Genomic DNA, 17080 nt, shown 5'->3' with positions numbered 1-17080 from the left:
TTATAAACGAAAAAAGTCACTAGCTATCTAGCTAATGACCTTTTGAATATTATTTTGCATTTAGTCCAACACTATCATGTGCATAATAATCATTATCGACAATCGCATTCTTGACAAAATCCGCAATTGAATTGATTGAGACATCATGCCCACCAAATGGTTCGCCTTTTTTCGTGATTTCATAATCAACAGGACCACCAGTAAACCAGCCCGGACGAATCAGGGTGTAGTTCAAATCAGAAGCTTCAACAACATCGGCGGCTTCCCGATAAGTGCGTAGCACTGGATTATTACTTAAATTTCCACTAGCACCAACCGAAGCGGGAATTTCATCATAAATACCCATTGAAGTAATAAACAGCAATCGTGAAACCTTATTCCGGTCCATTGCCGCAACAATTTTTTGGGCAAAGCGACCTAAAGAACCACTCAAGGCAACAAAAACAACGTCTTGTCCTGCAATCGCCTTGTCTAAGTCACTATCTTTAGTAACATCGCCAGCGATAACACTTTCACGCTCACTAGTCTTTAATCGATTGGCACTTCTAGCAAACAACGTTAACTGATTATCGGTTTCATTCAAAAGCGTTTGTCGAACTGCACCGCCAATAGTCCCCGTTGCACCAACAATTAAAACTTTCTTCATGTTTCCCTCCTATTTATCACTGACAATGACCAATGACTTAATCGCATTCCGTTGGTCCATTGCTTCGTACGCAGCTTGAATATCATCTAACATAAACCGTTTCGTAAAGACTTGGCCGGGCTGAATTTTCCCCGTCAAAACAGCATCTAACAAAACTTGCTTGTCATCCGTCGTTACAGCAGCAATCCCACCACGTAAGCCAATGTTCTTCCAAAAAAGATTATTAGTATTCATTTCAGCCTTTTGTGGGACCCCAACGCGACCAACAACCGCACCAGGACGGCCGACTTTAACTGCTGTGTCAACGGATTGTTCAGTACCTACACATTCAAGTACCGCGTCAGCCCCAGTTTCGGTCAAAGCCATCACTTTGGCAACTGCTTCATCACCACGTTCAGCGATAATGTCCGTGGCGCCAAATGCTTTTGCTAACTTTTGCCGATCTTCATGGCGACTCATTGCGATGATCCGCTTAGCGCCAAGCAATTTTGCGGAAAGCACCCCGCTCAAACCAACGGCACCATCACCCATCACAACAACGGTATCATCTTTTTTGACTTCTGCGCTAGTTGCGGCGTGGAAACCCGTTGCCATCACGTCAGCTAAGGCTAAAAAGTTGTTCAGCATGTCGTCAGAATAATCTTCGGGTTGTCCAGGAATCTTAACTAACGCCCAGTTTGCATTGGTAAAGCGTAAGTATTCACCTTGATAGCCACCGTTACCGCCGGCTTCTTGGTTTAAGCAATCCCCATCAAAACCGGCTAAACAAGCGGCACAGTGCCCACAACCATGGGTGAACGGTGCAATCACGAAATCGCCTGCTTGTACATCTTTAACGGCTGAACCAACAGATTCAACAATTCCAATTGCTTCATGACCAACGGTTGAACCTGCTTGGCGTTGTGAAATCCCGCGGAACCACCACAAATCCGACCCACATACACAGGCCCGGAGCACCCGAATAATTGCATCGGTTGGCTTTTGAATAGTTGGTTTGTCGTATTCTTTAACTTCGACTTTTCCTGGTTCAATAAAAGTTGCTGCTTTCATAATAAACTCTCCTTAAAATTCTATTTCTGGACGCCATTGTTACGAACTTCTGAAACATTACCATACCAATATTGTGCGGTAATTCCGCCATCAACCAAGAAATCACTCCCTGTGATAAAGGCACCACGGCGATCCATTAAGAGTTCCGCCAAATTGGCAATTTCATCAGGTGTTCCTGGACGTTTCGTAACCATTGACTCGAACATCTTTTTGTATCCCGCACCACGAGGCCCGTTCAATTCGTCAACGGCTAATGGTGTCATGATAATACCGGGACTGATCGTGTTGATCCGTGCACTGCGAGCTTGCCACTTAACCGATTCAGCAGCGACCCGTAAAACATTGGTTCTTTTCGCATATTGATAAGCCGCTAATGAATCCTTGATCACATCCGGTTGTAAAATTGGTAAATCCAATAATTCTTCAGTCGGTGTCATGGCTAGGGCTTGATTATCTGCTTGTGATAAGGCGGGTAATCGGTGTCCCGATTGCGACGAAATTACGATTCCCGCACTACCGGGAGCCATGACTTGACCAAATTCTTCTAACAATACGGCAGTCCCGTAAAGGTCCACTTTGAGCACTTGTTCTGGGCTCGCTTGGGATGGTGAAACGCCAGCCGCGTTGACCAATCCCATAATCTTACCAAGCGATTGTGCCTTAGAAACCACTGTCTTAATAGATTCCCGTGATGAAAGATCCGCTTGGATGGTCTCAACGTTAAATCCAGCTTCCGTCAAGTGTTGTTTCATTTCAACTAATTTTGCTTCATTATAGTCTGCCAACAATAAATTTCTACCGGCAGCAACACGTCGAACAATTGCTTTACCAATTGAGCCGGCACCGAAAAGCACAATTACTTCGTTATTCATATTCATTGACCTCTTTACTTGTTTTGATTCACCTTAACTTACAAGTCATATCTTACAAGCAAACGTCTTTTAGACCAATTTCAAATTCAGCCCACATTGATAAGTTTTACTTATCAATGAAAACACCCGTCACTCAAAAACAAGGGACGGGTGTTTTGGTTTAATGTTTTCTAAACTGTAGTCAATTATCGGTCAATGTATTAATCATTACACTTCCAAACGGCGACCTGCCATCCACTTGATCATTTTAGGATCAGCATGTGAGAAGAACTGGCTTTCGCCATCATTAAGAGTCGCAATTTGTGCTTTGTCGTCATCGGTTAATTCAAAATCAAAGACGTCCAAATTTTGACGCATCCGTTCTGGTTTAACCGACTTAGCTAAGACAACAATATCTTGTTCAATCAGCCAGCGTAGAATAACTTGCGCAACGGATTTACCATATTTGTCCCCAATCTTAGTTAATACCGGATTGTTGAAAATATCATTCTTACCTTCTGCGAATGGGGCCCAAGCTTCCAAGGAAATGCCTTCATCACGTAAAGCTTGAATATTATTCGTCTGTTGTTGGAACGGATTGATTTCGATTTGATTAATTTGTGGTGTAACGTCATTAAATTCAGCCAAGTTCACCGCCTGTTCAACACTAAAGTTAGAAATACCGATTGCACGAACTTTACCCTGTTTTTGTAATTCTTCCAATGCACGCCAAGCCCCAAAGGTATCGTTGTATGGTTGATGCAACAGTAATAAATCCACGTACTTTAAGCCTAACCGATCAAGTGAACGTTGAAACGAGCTCATGACACCTTTATAACTAGTATTTTCAACCCAAATCTTAGTCGTCACAAACAATTCCTTGCGGTCAACACCCGAGGTTGCAATACCACGACCCACGGCCCCTTCATTTTCATAACTTTGTGCCGTATCAATATGCCGATAACCGGCTTGAATCGCATCACGCACCGCATCTTCAGCTTCTTCAGGATCAGTAATTTGGAATGTCCCAAATCCTAATATCGGTACTTCAACACCATTGTTTAACTTAATTGTTTTCATTAATAGCGCCCCTTAGTTTAATTTAACTTGGCGATTAGTCGTCATGCTAATGCTCAGCACCAAACCCGCAATAAAAATGGAATAGATCATCGCTTGTGGATAAATAGTGATTGCTAAAATTAGCCCAATCAATTTAATTCCTAGATCGAGCAATACGACCCACGTTGGCGTCTTATATAACAATCCAAATTTGGCGCGTGGATTGAGACGACCTAGATTCAGCGATAGACCAACGTTCAATAACGAAATCGCAATAATAATAATCCCATAAAGCGCTTGGGCAGTCGCATTATCAAAACTGTTCGCAACCAGGCTCGTTGTGTATGGGAATAACGATGCGAAAAACAACAACACTAGCGTTAAGAGCACGGTTGTCATATTAATTGTCCGAACTGCTTGCCAACTATTATGATGTGACATCCACATTAATCCAATCCAGAAAAACGACAGCGCATAGGCGAAAAAGCTCGCATGCAATGCCCATAATCCGGTCCAACTAACGGGATTTGGTTTACTCAAGTCAAGAACCAAAATTGTCATAATAATAGCTAGAATCGCATCTTCAAATGCGGTCAGTCGTTCATTATTCATTAAAAGATCCTCCAATTTATTAATTAACTTAATTATAATTCAGCATTACATTAAGCTAACTAAAAGTGACTTACCAAGTCACGCCAATGACTGTCAGTCACGTTGCGTAACACGGTGTATCCATTGATTGATCTGTTTAACTTCACGATCAACTTTATTACCGTCAATGACTAGAGCTGTCTCATATCGGTTAGTACTCGAACCGTCGACTTTTAACATGCCTTTGAGACGTTCCACGCTATCCCCCTGACCATAACCACCCTCTGTCATAAACGGTGCAATCTGCTTATGCTGAAGTTGACTACCATACTGGATTAAAAAAGCAGTCATCGGATGCGATAAAGTCATCGCCCATACAGGATAACCCAGATAGATAGTTTGATACTGGCTCAAATCAGGAACCTGCATATTCAATTCCGGATAATTAGCAGTTTCGCGCTCCGAATTAGCACGCGCTAACGTTTGCTGATAATTACGGTCATAAGGTGATTTGACCACAATCTCCAAAATATCAGCCTGAGTCTCTTTAGCAATTTGGCTAGCAAGCAATTCAGTGCTTCCGGACCGTGAAAAATAAATAATGATGCTTCGAGCCTGCTTTGTTAATCGTCTAGTAGGCTGATTGCTAGCATTCGTATCCATTCCATCAGATTTAGTTCCCGCACCATGTTGCCAGACACTGGCCGTTTTCCCTAACTGATAAGCCACTACTGGCTGATCACTGATTTGATTGTCCATTACTGCTGATGCTAACTTAACGTCCATACGTTCTTTAAGCGCCATTAACTACTTACCTCCAATTAAATCAAAGTACTGCCGATGTAACGTCACCATTACTACTTATTCACTAGTGATAATTATCCTTGACCATCCTTAAATGCAGGATAAAGTGTCATACCGCCATCAATAAATAAAGTAATTCCCGTGACATAACTTGATTCGCTGGAGGCCAGCCAAGCAGCTCCGGCTGCAACCTCTTCTGGCGTCCCGATTCGGTTCATTGGCACCATGTTAACGGTCTGGTCATACTGCTGTGGATCGGCAAACTTTTCAGCATTAATTGGTGTGTTGATTGCACCAGGGCCGATTGCATTCACACGAATATTGTCCTGCGCATATTCCATAGCAATCGTCTGAGTAAAGAGTTTGACACTCCCCTTAGCAGCTGCATAGCTCGCAAAAGTTGGCCAAGGAATCCGTTCGTGTACGGATGACATGTTGATAATATTGCCTGGCTTTTGATGCGCTTTAAAGTACGCAAGGGCTGTCCGTGAACCAAGGAACACACCGGTCTGATCAATAGCCGTCACCTTATTCCAATCATCCAATGAGACTTCATGAGTTGGTGACTTAATTTCCATACCAGCATTGTTAACCCAAACATCTAGGTCACCGAAATGGTCAATGGCCGCAGCTAATAATGCATCCACACCAGCTTCGCTCGCAATATTAGCTTGGACAATAACAGCGTCACCACCAGCTACTTTTACAGTATCAGCTGCTTTTTGCGCACCGGCGGGATCACTATTATAGTTAATGACCACTTTCATTTTTTCTTCACCAAATCTTTTGGCGATTGCCGAACCAATTCCTTTAGAGCCACCTGTAATGACTGCTACCTTACCATTTAAATCTTCATACATTTTTACTTCACTCCTTTAACAATAACTATTTGTTTACGAAGCGCCGCTATTTATCGCTCCGATTGAATGTCTATATATTAATGCTAAAAAGACACTTTGAAAATTACTTGATAAACATGCTAGCATTCGTTTAACGTATGGCATAACTGTGTGACCTTTAGCTCGGTCAGTGACACACGCCAACATTGCTACACCAGTGATATATCACTGATGATTAGTCGTTTCTAAACACAGGTACAACTCCACAATCATTCCTAAAAGTATAACTTGCTCATTCAACATACTAACTTGAAGTCAATCAATGCCACTAGCACGACTAACCAAAATCAGCGGTACTTAAGAATAAAGGTATTCTTGAACACCGCTGATTACTGATCAGACATCATAATACTAACGGGACTAAAATTGCATTAGCGCCGCTCATTTTATGGCTAATTTTTCATTAGTTCGTCTTTTGTAAAGAAACCAGCTCAATTATTCCGTCGCAAGTTGATCATATGACGTTTCAGTTTAAATTAAAGTAGTGACGACTGCACCGATCACAATCAAGACTAAGCCACTCAAAGTTAAAACTAATTCACGTTTGGATTTACGCTCGTGTAAAAATACCATGCCACCTAATGTTGACAACACAACGGATAACTGCGAAACCACAAAGGCCGTATTGACCCCATTCTGGCTAACTGAAACAATGTATGTCAACGAAGCTACTGAAAAAACTAACCCACCAATAATGTTCAACCAACTAGCCCGTTCTGCCACAATTCGACCTTGACCACTTACTAACATATAAACAATAACGGCTACCATCATTCCCACTGATTCTGGTAAAAAGATCGCAATACCAGACGCAGATAACGCCTTTGGAATCGCATTAAAGACAATAAATCCAATGGTCGTCACAATCAACATCACAATCGTTCGTCGCTGATTACTGCCAGTCACTTCTTGGCGATCTTGAATTGAAGTCATGATGACACCAATCACAAGTAACAAGACCCCTAAGCCGCCCACAAGTTTTGCAATTGTCGTTGACCATTCACCAAACAAGAAAACACCAACTAACGATGTCCCAACTAACTGTAATCCAGTTGAAATCGGCATCGTCTTAGAAACACCTACATTGGCGTATCCCGTATATTGTCCCAACTGACCAATAATCCAAAAGGCACCAGCAATCATGGCCATAATAAATGAAATCACGTTAATGGCTGGGTGAACGATTAGCTGAACGACTAAACTAGCAATTAATGTTCCAACGGCCGTACCAAAAATTTGATTAACTGGTCGCCCGCCTAATTGGCTCACAATTAGTGGTAACACGCCCCACGCAATCGCAGGTAATAACATCCAAACAATATTCATTATGCTTTCCTTCATTCCTTTAAAATTTTGTGGTGCGCACTGATTGCAAGCAATGTTCACCAATTAATTAATAAAAACTTGGTTTTGAAAATTCAGTCTGCGGTTCTCCTAAGCCTAGGCTTTCACGATGATAGTCACCTTTACCAGCCAACAAATTAACGACGAATTGTGCCACAGCTTGCCGCGTCACTTGGGCCGAAGTAAATGGTTCACCCTTCTTAGTTACCGCAACTGCCGTATTACCAGTTTGGTTATACAGCCACGTAATCCGTAACAACACATAGTCGAGGTCACTTGCTTCAATCAAATCAGCTGCCTGTTTACGGTCTGACTGCCAAACGATACCGGTATGTTCACGATACCATTGCTGAAACGGGCCACTGACTTCTTGATAAAGATCTGGAATACTGGCAACAATGAGTCGTTTAACCCCCGTCGCATCCAAAACCTTAATCAAACCGGCAATAATATCCGGGCCAGCAACAAAGCTCAGATAGACCGCGTCTACTCCGTTTAATGCGGTTTGAACCTTATCAAATTCAAGAAAATCTCCGTCCACAAATGTCACTCGTATCGAATCAAACGCTGTCAATCGTTGTGATACATTATGTCCATACAATACCAACTGATCATCGGTTTGCGCCAACAGCTGCTGTGTGACCATTTGACCAATTTGGCCCGCTGCACCTAAAATCATCACTTTCATTAATAATTCCTCCGTTCAATTCAAAATAAACTTTATCAATTTGTTTCTTAACAACTATCCTGCTAAACGATACTAATCAAGCCCTGATGGCATGCGACTCTTCTGAATACTGGTGCCAAAAATCTGATCAATTGTTAACGGATCATGATGATCAAAGAACTGACTACGATGTTGATCAAGTTGGGTAATCCGTTGCATATCTTCGTCAGTAAGTTCAAAATCACAAACATTTAGATTCGCAACCATCCGTTCCACATGAATCGTCTTGGAAATTACCACAATATCACGTTGTAATAACCAACGTAAAATAACCTGACTAGCAGTCTTGCCATATCGTTGACCAATGGCGACTAATACTGAATTTTCAAAAATCGCTTGTTTACCTTCCGCAAATGGTGCCCACGTTTCAACTTGAATACCTTCAGACTGTGCAAAATCAATGGCTTCTTGTTGTTGATACCATGGATTGACTTCAATCTGGTTGACCACCGGTTTGATTGTCGTCGTTAATTCCAGATTTTTAAGTTGATCAGCAGAAAAGTTCGATACCCCGATAGCCCGAATTAATCCTGCTTGATTAGCTTCTTCCAACGCTCGCCAAGCACCCACAACGTCACCATAAGGTTGGTGTAATAAATATAAGTCCAAGTAATCTAGTCCCAAGTGCTGAAGCGAAGCCTGAATGCCTGCTTTAGCACGTTCGTATGACGCATCCGCCACCCACAGTTTAGAAGTAACAAAGAGTGATTCACGTCGAATCCCACTATTTTTTATCGCACGCCCGACTGCAACTTCATTCTGATAAGCCGTCGCGGTGTCAATTGAAAGATAACCCGCATGTAACGCCTGCGTTACCGCACGTTCACATTGTTGTTCATCTACAATTTGGAAAACGCCGAAACCAACTTGCGGCATTTCAATCCCACTACTTAGTCGGACCGTTTGCGTCATGACCATTTTGTTTCACACCTTTCTGATTGAATGACACTATCATAAGGCGAGATGGATTGTTTGAAAATTACTAGATAAACATGCTACCATACGTTTAATGTATGCTTAGGAGTGAATTATATGATTGAAAGCTATTTATTAGAAGAACTTAGCGTCTTCGCGCAAACCGGGACACTAACAAAAACTGCAACACAGTTGAATGTGACTCAGCCTTCCGTCACTCGTGGTATGCAAAAATTGGAAGACGAGTTTGGGGTTCAGTTATTTGAGCGCCAGGCCAATCACATTCAGCTTACCCCCACAGGCGTTCTTGCAGCTGAAGAAGCGACAAAACTACTGAAGCTCAACACGGCCATGATTACGAAGGTGCAGAACTATGATCAAGGTCAACACTTAACTGCGATTGCAGCGACTGTTCCAGGTCCATTAATCCTCCTTGGTGAGCTACAGCCCACGCTTAGCAGGCATATCCAAATTGACACTAATGCCATTTCCAATCAGCAAATTACTGACGCACTCAATAATAACCAATACACCGTGATTTTTTCTGATCAGGAGATTTTTACGGATGAGATTGAATCTCAATACATTGGTGAAGAACGACTACAAGTTAACTTGGATCAATTTACTTACTTAGCCAATCAACCAACCGTAACCTTTGAGGAACTGCAAGGTATGAGTTTCATTGTGATGCGTGCCATTGGCCCATGGAGTGCAATTATTCAAGATAATATTCCAGAGGCGAAGTTTATGTATCAAGATGACCGTGACGCTTTTGCTGAAATCACTAAATACTCACGTTTTCCATTCTTCACGACTAACCTATCGCAAAGCGACCCGTTCTTTAATGAGCAGGTTAAAAACGATAAGGACCGGGTAACTGTTCCAATCAGTGATGACAGCGCCAAAATGGTCGTATATGCTAACTACTTGATTGCCCAAAAGAAACACCTAGCTCCCATGCTTAGCGAAATCCAACAACAGTGGCCCAAGGCACTACAAAGTAAGTAACTATTACAGAAACCTAGCGTGATGGTAAACATTCAACCATCACGCTAGGTTTCTGTAAATTAATTATTCAATCCTACCGATACGCATGTCATACCAGCGACGCAACCTAGCAATCCGCTAATGTTTGCTACGACACACACTAACCTCATAAACATCAATTAGAAGTTACACATTCAGCAACACTATTGCCACTATCCCTAATGTTGTCATGAGTAACGGCGACAACGGTTTGTTGATTTGCCCATGCCCCGTTCTTCGGCTCAGCTTTGAGTACTAACCAGATGCCAATTAACATCAAACTACCAATACCAATTAATCCTAGCCCGACCTTTTTTATTTTCATCATCCCCTTAAATCAAAGCTTATCCATTAATACTCAACTTATAACAGGTCTTTAAAATACTGTTTAATCACGTTAGTTTGATTAGCAGTAAACCCTGCTTTTAAATCAACGTTTTTTCGTTCGGTCAATGAAGCTAATACTTTGGCACTTGCCGTAATTGAACTACTAGCACTGGTAGTGAACGGTACAATCGTTTGTCCAGAAAATTGATATTCAGCAAAAAAAGTATGAATCACCATTGGTGGCTGATACCACCAAGTCGGAAAGCCTAAATAAATCGTCTCATAATCATTCAATTGATGGTTAAGTGGTCTTAATTCTGGTATTATTTGCTGGTCTTTTTCCTGCTCCGCACGTTTAGCAGCTTCAGTATAATCGTCTGAATAAGGTTCTTCTAAACGAAGTATCTCAATATCAGCGCCCGTTATCTCAGCAACCGTATTAGCAGCCCGTTTAGTATTATCCGTGAGTGAAAAATACAACACTAATGCGTTACTTGAATTTTTCATTCAATCACTCCTCTCATCCAAAAATTTCCTACCATTCAGGATATATTGGATTATCTTAAATCATTATGGTACTGCAATAGATCAGTCCTCAGCGTTGTGACTATCATCAATAATTTTGTTGCTTTGTTGTGGAAATAGTTGTGCTGCCTCACTGCTTAAAATATGTTCTTGGAAATGATCGATTTTATAGGACAAATATGCAATTGTTTGTCGTGTCTCTCTCAACTGTTGCACTAATTCATCACGTTGATCGATCAGTAAGTCTCGTCGTACTTCTGGTGAAGTATCCGGTTGATGAAGTAGTTTCATATACTCAATCAATGATTCAATCAACATTCCGGCCTGGCGTAATGACCGGACATAGTAGATCCAATTCAAATCACGCTCACAATAATCACGATTGCAACGACAATACCAATTCCCCATCTTTTCAACTTAATCATACCTTTCTTGATTTTTAACAAACATCATGTTAAACCCTGGTGTGAACTCCAAGGCAAGAGAAAAGTCTCATTCGAACTAACTGCCAAATGGCTAACTCTTAAATTCTCAACTTGACACCACCAGCGATTTCCACATAGCCACGCTCAATCTGAATCGTGTTCGAATGGCCCCCAAAATGTTAAAGCGGCCTAAAGTTTTATTTTCTTGCAGCAAAATAACAGTTGGCAACCGAAAAGTAAGTTGTCACAAATCCGACAATCAATATAAACAGCCCCTGAAACCAGTCCAAAAACGATTGGTTCAGGGGCTATTTATCACTTAACAAACTAGGTAACTAGGAGTTAGCTACCTAAGCAGTACGCTCAAATTTTCCAGTCTTTTTGGACTAGCCCATTTGGTTTGTTGGTCGAATAATAACTTCATTCCAAGCAGCATCGGCGGGCATATCAATAGCTTCTTTAATTGTTAACGCTACTCGATCAACTGAAATACCAAACGATTCATAAAACTTCTCCATACCAGCTTTAACCTCAGGATCAGTTACAGAAGAAAGCAAGTCAGTGTTGATAGCACCCGGTGAGATAACCGTTACCCGAACATTATTCTTGGCTTCTACCATTTCTTGACGGAGCGATTCACTGATAGCGCAGACTGCATATTTGGTTGCTGAATAGACGGCACTACCTGAATGAGCAGTGTGTCCAGCAACAGAAGAAACGTTGATAATGTGTCCTGCCTTTTGTTTATCCATATACGGAATCGCTGCACCAATACCGTAAAGCGTTCCCTTGATATTGATATCAATCATATTGTTCCAATCATTGATTTTCTTTTCAGAAAGGATCGATTGAGGCATAATACCAGCATTATTCAGCCAAACGTCAATCCGACCAAATTTATCTATCGCTAATTTAGCGAGTGCTTCAACCTGATTATCATCAGTAACATCGGTTGCTTGATAAGCAGCTTCGCCACCTAACTTCTCAATCCCATCAGCAATTTTCTTTAACTTATTCTCGCGCCGAGCTCCCAAGATAACCTTTGCACCATCTTTAGCCACTAATTTAGCTGTCGCTTCCCCAATACCACTTGACGCACCGGTAATAACGATTACTTTCGATTCACTCATTAATAAAACACTCCTAGTCTACTTTTCAGTACTAAAGTCTAACGCCATCGTGGCATATTTTTCTTCATTTTCAGCTGACGGTGTGTAATACCGAATATTCTTCTTTACAGCAGCAATTTGAGCCATTTCTTCATCAGTCAGTGTAAAGTCAAAGATGTCATGATTATCACGAATATGATCCGGATTAGTTGATCCAGGAATCACAATGAATCCCATCTGTGTGTGCCAACGTAAAATAACTTGCGCACTCGTTTTATGATACTTCCGACCCAGCTCAGCAAAAATGGGTTCTTGAATCAGACTCTTGTCGCCATGACCTAATGGGAACCAAGCCATCAATCTTGTCCCAAACGGTTTCAAAATTGTTCTAACTTCATCTTCAGTAAAGTATGGATGTGCTTCGGCTTGAATCACATGCGGTTTAATTTCAACATTATCCAATAACTGTTGTAATTTTTCGCCTTGAAAATTTGAGATACCAATTGCCTTGACCTTGCCATCTTTATAAGCTTTTTCAAGTTGATGGTATCCAGTGAGAAAGTCACCAGCTGGTTGGTGTAAAAACATCAAATCAACATAGTCAGTTCCTAAGCGTTGCAGCGTATCATCAACCGCATTATTGTCTGTATAGACAGATGGCCAAAGCTTCGTACTCAAGAATACATCTGAACGACTAACGCCGGAACGTTTAATACCACGCCCCACACCAGTTTCGTTCATATAAGCATTAGCAGTGTCCACCAAGCGATAACCAGCTTTCAAAGCGTCAACTACAGCTTGCTCAGCATCATCAACTGACATTTGAAAAGTACCAATACCCATTTCTGGAATCTTCACACCATTATTTAGTTTAAAAGTTGCTTCTGACATATTTATCTACCCCTTTATTATTTTAATTGTGCCAAACTTGCTCCAAAAATTTGTTCAATAACTCTTGGATCACGATGATCAAAAAACTGACTTTCGCCTTTGTCCAAGTTATTCAGCGCATTCATTTCGTCACTTTTTAACTCAAAATCAAAAACATTAATATTTTCCGCCATTCGATTCTTATGCACTGATTTAGGAATAACAACAATTCCTCGTTGAAGTAGCCATCTAAGAATCACTTGACCATTAGACTTGCCATATTTGTTAGCAATTTCAGCAATAACTTTATTAGTGAAAATTTCGTGCTTACCTTCTGCAAACGGTGCCCAAGCCTCTACTTGAATATCATCGCTTTGTGCGAAGTCAACTTCTGATTTTTGTTGGTACCATGGATTAACTTCGATTTGATTGATTGCTGGTTTGACTTCATTTGATAATTCCAAGTTTTTTAATTGGTCACCATAGAAGTTAGAGACTCCGATGGCACGGATTTTACCAGCTTTGTAAGCCTCTTCCAACGCGCGCCAAGCACCTACAACATCTCCATATGGCTGGTGTAGTAGGTACAAATCCAAATAATCCAAGCCCAGATTATTTAATGATTGCTCAATGCCCTTCTGTGCACGTTCATAATTAGCATCTGAAACCCAAAGTTTAGAGGTAATGAAGAGTTCCTTACGATCAACCCCGCTCCGTTTAATCGCCCGTCCGACCGCTGCTTCGTTTTGATAGGCAGCCGCAGTGTCAATCAAGCGGTAACCAGAATCAATTGCATCAACAACCGCTTGTTCACATTGGTCTAAATCTGTAACTTGAAACACACCAAACCCTAATTTGGGCATCTCAACACCATTATTTAATTTAACTGTTTCCATTATGTGATCTCCTCTTTATTTAATTGATGAATTCATTATAAGGTCGATTTAACTCGCTGAAAATTACTATCTAAGCATGCCAGCATACGTCAGACGTATGGTAATGCTTTTTATTGCTTTTTCCTCTGAATTCCAAGCGATGCAATGAAGCTCAAAATAAAAATCACAGCAATAATCAACAATTGATAGTGATAGCTTGTCGCTGGATTATTGAAGCCGCTAGTCATGGCGACAACAATTGACATTCCAACCGATTGTCCAAATTGATGAACTGTATTGACGACACCCGAAGCGGCGCCCGCAATATCAGCATCCGTATTGGCAACTCCCGCGATAGTCAGCGGGCTTAATCCAAGCCCTTGTCCAACACCAAAGAAAATCATTGGAATACCAACTGCTAGCCAGTATCCATGACTAAGACCAAGCACGGCTGAAAGTAGGACACCAATAATTCCTGATATGATAGAAACTAGAATCAAACGATCATTGCCAATCTTCATTGAAACTCTAGAAACCTGGGTTGCACTGAAGAATTGTGGTAATGTCGCTGGTAAAAAGGCTAGTCCAGCCATCAATGGTGTAAATCCATACACTCGCTGCAAAGCTTGTGGTGTCACAAAGAAGTAGGCAAATGCCGCACCGATGAAGAAGAAACGTGCGATGTAAGCACTGCTACGTTCTCTATCCATAAATAATTTCAATGGCATAATTGGATTCTTGATGCGCTTCTCCGCATAAACAAACAGAATCAAAGCAACAATCGCAACGATCAAGGCCAAAATTTGATGACTGGTACCATCAATGCTGTATACCAAAGCGGATAAACCGATAACTGATAACAGCGTCCCCACAAAGTCTAGATGTCGTGAACCTTCAGTCTTACTGTCATGTACAAAGAATATCGTCAAGACAAACATCAGAATTCCCACTGGCACATTCAAGAAAAAACCGTACCGCCATGAGAACACGCTGGTGATGATGCCACCCAAAATCAGACCAAAGCTAGCACCCAAGCCAGCAGTTGCACCGTATGCCGCAATTGCTCGCGTGCGCATTGTGCCTTGATAGCTATCCAATAACAGTGCCAAAGTAGTTGGTGCTAAAATGGCTGAGCCGATGCCTTGAAATGCCCTCATTGAGATAATCATGGCGGCGTTGGTCGATAGCCCCACCATTAATGAACCAAATGAGAATAAAACCAAACCAATCAAGAACACTCGCTTACGACCAAAAACATCACCGATACGGCCACCAAATAACTGAAAGCCGCCAAATGTTAACGTATAAGCACTGCTTACCCACGCTAACGTCTGAGAATTTAAATGTAGCTCTTGCGCAATCTTTACCGTACTAGTAAAGATAATGGAATTATCTAATAAAATCATGAAATAACTTAATAAAATAATTGGCAATACAATGCCAAATTTTTCTTTGCTCTTACTCATTACAAACTCCTAACTTTAAAGTACTAATTTGGTAAAAGACAAACCTGCAAATGCTTTCTGAGCATTCACAGGTTTGTCTCTTACATAAAGCTCGGCTTAGTGAATTGAGTATCAGGTTCACCCAATCCTAAGTTGGCTTGATGATAATCAGCTTTGCCGGTCAAAAGATCAACAACAAATTGAGCGACCGCTTGACGTGTGACTTGGGCTTCCGTTAAAGGTTCACCTTTCTCGGAAACATGAATCTTAGTATTATTTACTTGGTTGTACAGCCAAGTAATACGTAAAATAACGTAATCCAAATCACTATTTTCCACTAAGTCGGCCGACTTTTTGAGATCAGTTTGCCATGTCAGCCCAGTATTTTGCCGATACCATGTTTGGAATGGCCCACTAACTTCTTGATACAAATCAGGAACATTAGCTACGATAAACCTCTTTACCCCGGCCTTATCTAATGCGTCAATGACTCCCGTAATAATAGCTGGCTTAGCAACAAAACTTAAATATACCGCATCAACACCTTCGGCAGCTTGTCGTACCTTGTCAAATTCCAAAAAATCACCATCAACAAACGTCACTCGTGCTGAATCAAGTTCCGCCAACCGTTGTGAGACGTTATGACCGAATAGCACTAAGTTGTCATCTGTTTGTGCCAACAAATCACCAGTTACCATTTGACCAATTTGACCTGCTGCGCCTAAAATCAAGACTTTCATAAATAAATCCTCCGTGATTATTAAATATTTCTCTAATCAGTCTAATGAGCTTATGTAACCTACTTGTCCAACTGATTGAATGACACTATCATAAACCGATTCTTATTCACTGAAAAATACCGAATAAACATGCTACCATACGTTTTTCGTATAGTATTTCACTCGATTACCTATGGCATACTTATACCGTCACCCTGAAACACCTCTTAAAGCTGAATGAAAAGACAACTTTCAGCCATAACTTAAATATATTTGTCTAACTATAAAGCCCCTACCACTGGTATTTGGTATTCCTCAAGACACAACAAAAAAAGCCCTCCATAACCGGAAGGCCTGATTAATCAAAATTCATCTTATCACTATCGAATCACCAGTACTGAAATCGGTGCATGTTTTGCCATATATGCGGCTTGCGAACCGAAGTACTTACGAACACCATGCTTGGCAACTGAGCCAATGACTAGTAAGTCGGGCTTTAACGCTGGAATCACCGTCTTCACGATGGTTTCACCAGGGTCACCTTCATCAACGACCGCGTTAACATCCGTCACCCCGAAGTCACGGGCCAACTTCTGATACTGCTGAACGTGTTCTTCCAAATCCTTGCGTTGACCATGAACAAAGTCCTTGCTCATCGCTTCATACACATTCATATTATCCTGTTCCAAAATCGAGACGATGGTTAACTTAGCACCGTCACTCTTGGCCCGGTTAATGGCGTACCGAAACGCTAACTGCGCGTCATCCGAATCATCAACCCCGACTAAGATGTGCTTAAATTCCTTAGGACTCATCTCTGACATATGGCTCCACTCCCCATTCTCTGATAATCTGACTACACCCTTATTTTCA

General features: G+C 41.4%; 20 protein-coding genes. 1 reads left to right on the top strand and 19 read right to left on the bottom strand.

What is annotated here, in order from left to right; translation table 11 throughout:
• Positions 1-49 precede the first annotated feature (49 nt).
• The 10 genes from E5260_RS03255 to E5260_RS03210 all read right to left on the bottom strand — a co-directional run bounded on the left by E5260_RS03255 (position 50) and on the right by E5260_RS03210 (position 8889).
• Positions 50-646: an NAD(P)H-binding protein gene (locus E5260_RS03255; RefSeq protein WP_003642146.1), complete on the bottom strand. Its 597-nt coding sequence runs from the start codon at positions 644-646 to the stop codon at positions 50-52.
• Positions 647-655: 9 nt separating this feature from the next.
• Positions 656-1696, bottom strand: a complete 1041-nt coding sequence (locus E5260_RS03250) for a zinc-dependent alcohol dehydrogenase family protein (protein ID WP_003642147.1) — start codon at positions 1694-1696, stop codon at positions 656-658.
• A gap of 20 nt (positions 1697-1716) precedes the next feature.
• Positions 1717-2574 carry an SDR family oxidoreductase gene (locus E5260_RS03245; protein ID WP_003642148.1) on the bottom strand — a complete coding sequence of 286 codons (858 nt, stop codon included), beginning with the start codon at positions 2572-2574 and terminating at the stop codon, positions 1717-1719.
• A gap of 201 nt (positions 2575-2775) precedes the next feature.
• Positions 2776-3627 carry an aldo/keto reductase gene (locus tag E5260_RS03240; RefSeq protein WP_003642149.1) on the bottom strand — a complete coding sequence of 284 codons (852 nt, stop codon included), beginning with the start codon at positions 3625-3627 and terminating at the stop codon, positions 2776-2778.
• A 12-nt stretch (positions 3628-3639) separates the two neighbouring features.
• The gene (locus tag E5260_RS03235) at positions 3640-4218 is read right to left on the bottom strand and encodes a TMEM175 family protein (RefSeq protein ID WP_003642150.1); all 579 of its coding nucleotides are present in this window, start codon (positions 4216-4218) and stop codon (positions 3640-3642) included.
• Positions 4219-4311: 93 nt separating this feature from the next.
• Positions 4312-5001: a flavodoxin gene (locus tag E5260_RS03230; protein WP_003642151.1), complete on the bottom strand. Its 690-nt coding sequence runs from the start codon at positions 4999-5001 to the stop codon at positions 4312-4314.
• A 74-nt stretch (positions 5002-5075) separates the two neighbouring features.
• On the bottom strand, positions 5076-5861 hold the full coding sequence (locus E5260_RS03225; protein WP_003642152.1) for a glucose-1-dehydrogenase: 786 nt from the start codon (positions 5859-5861) through the stop codon (positions 5076-5078).
• A gap of 510 nt (positions 5862-6371) precedes the next feature.
• Positions 6372-7226: a GRP family sugar transporter gene (locus E5260_RS03220; RefSeq protein WP_003644766.1), complete on the bottom strand. Its 855-nt coding sequence runs from the start codon at positions 7224-7226 to the stop codon at positions 6372-6374.
• A gap of 67 nt (positions 7227-7293) precedes the next feature.
• Positions 7294-7932, bottom strand: a complete 639-nt coding sequence (locus tag E5260_RS03215) for an NAD(P)H-binding protein (protein WP_003642154.1) — start codon at positions 7930-7932, stop codon at positions 7294-7296.
• Between the two features lie 72 nt (positions 7933-8004).
• Positions 8005-8889, bottom strand: coding sequence for an aldo/keto reductase (locus E5260_RS03210; RefSeq protein ID WP_003642155.1), 885 nt, complete (start codon positions 8887-8889; stop codon positions 8005-8007).
• Between the two features lie 114 nt (positions 8890-9003).
• Here E5260_RS03210 and E5260_RS03205 point away from each other — a divergent pair, with 114 nt between their 5' ends.
• Positions 9004-9894 (top strand): LysR family transcriptional regulator, encoded by an 891-nt coding sequence (locus E5260_RS03205; RefSeq protein ID WP_003642156.1) that lies wholly within the window; start codon positions 9004-9006, stop codon positions 9892-9894.
• Between the two features lie 154 nt (positions 9895-10048).
• Here the strand turns inward: E5260_RS03205 and E5260_RS03200 are convergent, their stop codons facing one another.
• From E5260_RS03200 to E5260_RS03160, 9 genes are all read right to left on the bottom strand, one after another.
• Positions 10049-10240, bottom strand: coding sequence for a hypothetical protein (locus E5260_RS03200; RefSeq protein WP_003642157.1), 192 nt, complete (start codon positions 10238-10240; stop codon positions 10049-10051).
• A gap of 35 nt (positions 10241-10275) precedes the next feature.
• On the bottom strand, positions 10276-10746 hold the full coding sequence (locus tag E5260_RS03195) for a flavodoxin (protein WP_003642158.1): 471 nt from the start codon (positions 10744-10746) through the stop codon (positions 10276-10278).
• An 81-nt stretch (positions 10747-10827) separates the two neighbouring features.
• The gene (locus E5260_RS03190) at positions 10828-11172 is read right to left on the bottom strand and encodes a MerR family transcriptional regulator (protein ID WP_225867878.1); all 345 of its coding nucleotides are present in this window, start codon (positions 11170-11172) and stop codon (positions 10828-10830) included.
• Positions 11173-11575: 403 nt separating this feature from the next.
• The gene (locus E5260_RS03185; protein WP_003642160.1) at positions 11576-12319 is read right to left on the bottom strand and encodes an SDR family oxidoreductase; all 744 of its coding nucleotides are present in this window, start codon (positions 12317-12319) and stop codon (positions 11576-11578) included.
• A gap of 18 nt (positions 12320-12337) precedes the next feature.
• On the bottom strand, positions 12338-13189 hold the full coding sequence (locus tag E5260_RS03180) for an aldo/keto reductase (RefSeq protein WP_003642161.1): 852 nt from the start codon (positions 13187-13189) through the stop codon (positions 12338-12340).
• Between the two features lie 17 nt (positions 13190-13206).
• Positions 13207-14064 (bottom strand): aldo/keto reductase, encoded by an 858-nt coding sequence (locus E5260_RS03175; RefSeq protein ID WP_003642162.1) that lies wholly within the window; start codon positions 14062-14064, stop codon positions 13207-13209.
• A 110-nt stretch (positions 14065-14174) separates the two neighbouring features.
• On the bottom strand, positions 14175-15509 hold the full coding sequence (locus tag E5260_RS03170; protein WP_003642163.1) for an MFS transporter: 1335 nt from the start codon (positions 15507-15509) through the stop codon (positions 14175-14177).
• Between the two features lie 80 nt (positions 15510-15589).
• Positions 15590-16228: an NAD(P)H-binding protein gene (locus E5260_RS03165; RefSeq protein WP_003642164.1), complete on the bottom strand. Its 639-nt coding sequence runs from the start codon at positions 16226-16228 to the stop codon at positions 15590-15592.
• Between the two features lie 359 nt (positions 16229-16587).
• Positions 16588-17031: a universal stress protein gene (locus tag E5260_RS03160; RefSeq protein WP_003642165.1), complete on the bottom strand. Its 444-nt coding sequence runs from the start codon at positions 17029-17031 to the stop codon at positions 16588-16590.
• Positions 17032-17080: the final 49 nt, after the last annotated feature.

The sequence above is a fragment of the Lactiplantibacillus plantarum genome, from assembly GCF_014131735.1.
Lineage (GTDB): Bacteria > Bacillota > Bacilli > Lactobacillales > Lactobacillaceae > Lactiplantibacillus > Lactiplantibacillus plantarum.
Note: the sequence above shows the minus strand (reverse complement) of the source record. Positions and strands in the feature narration are given on the sequence as shown.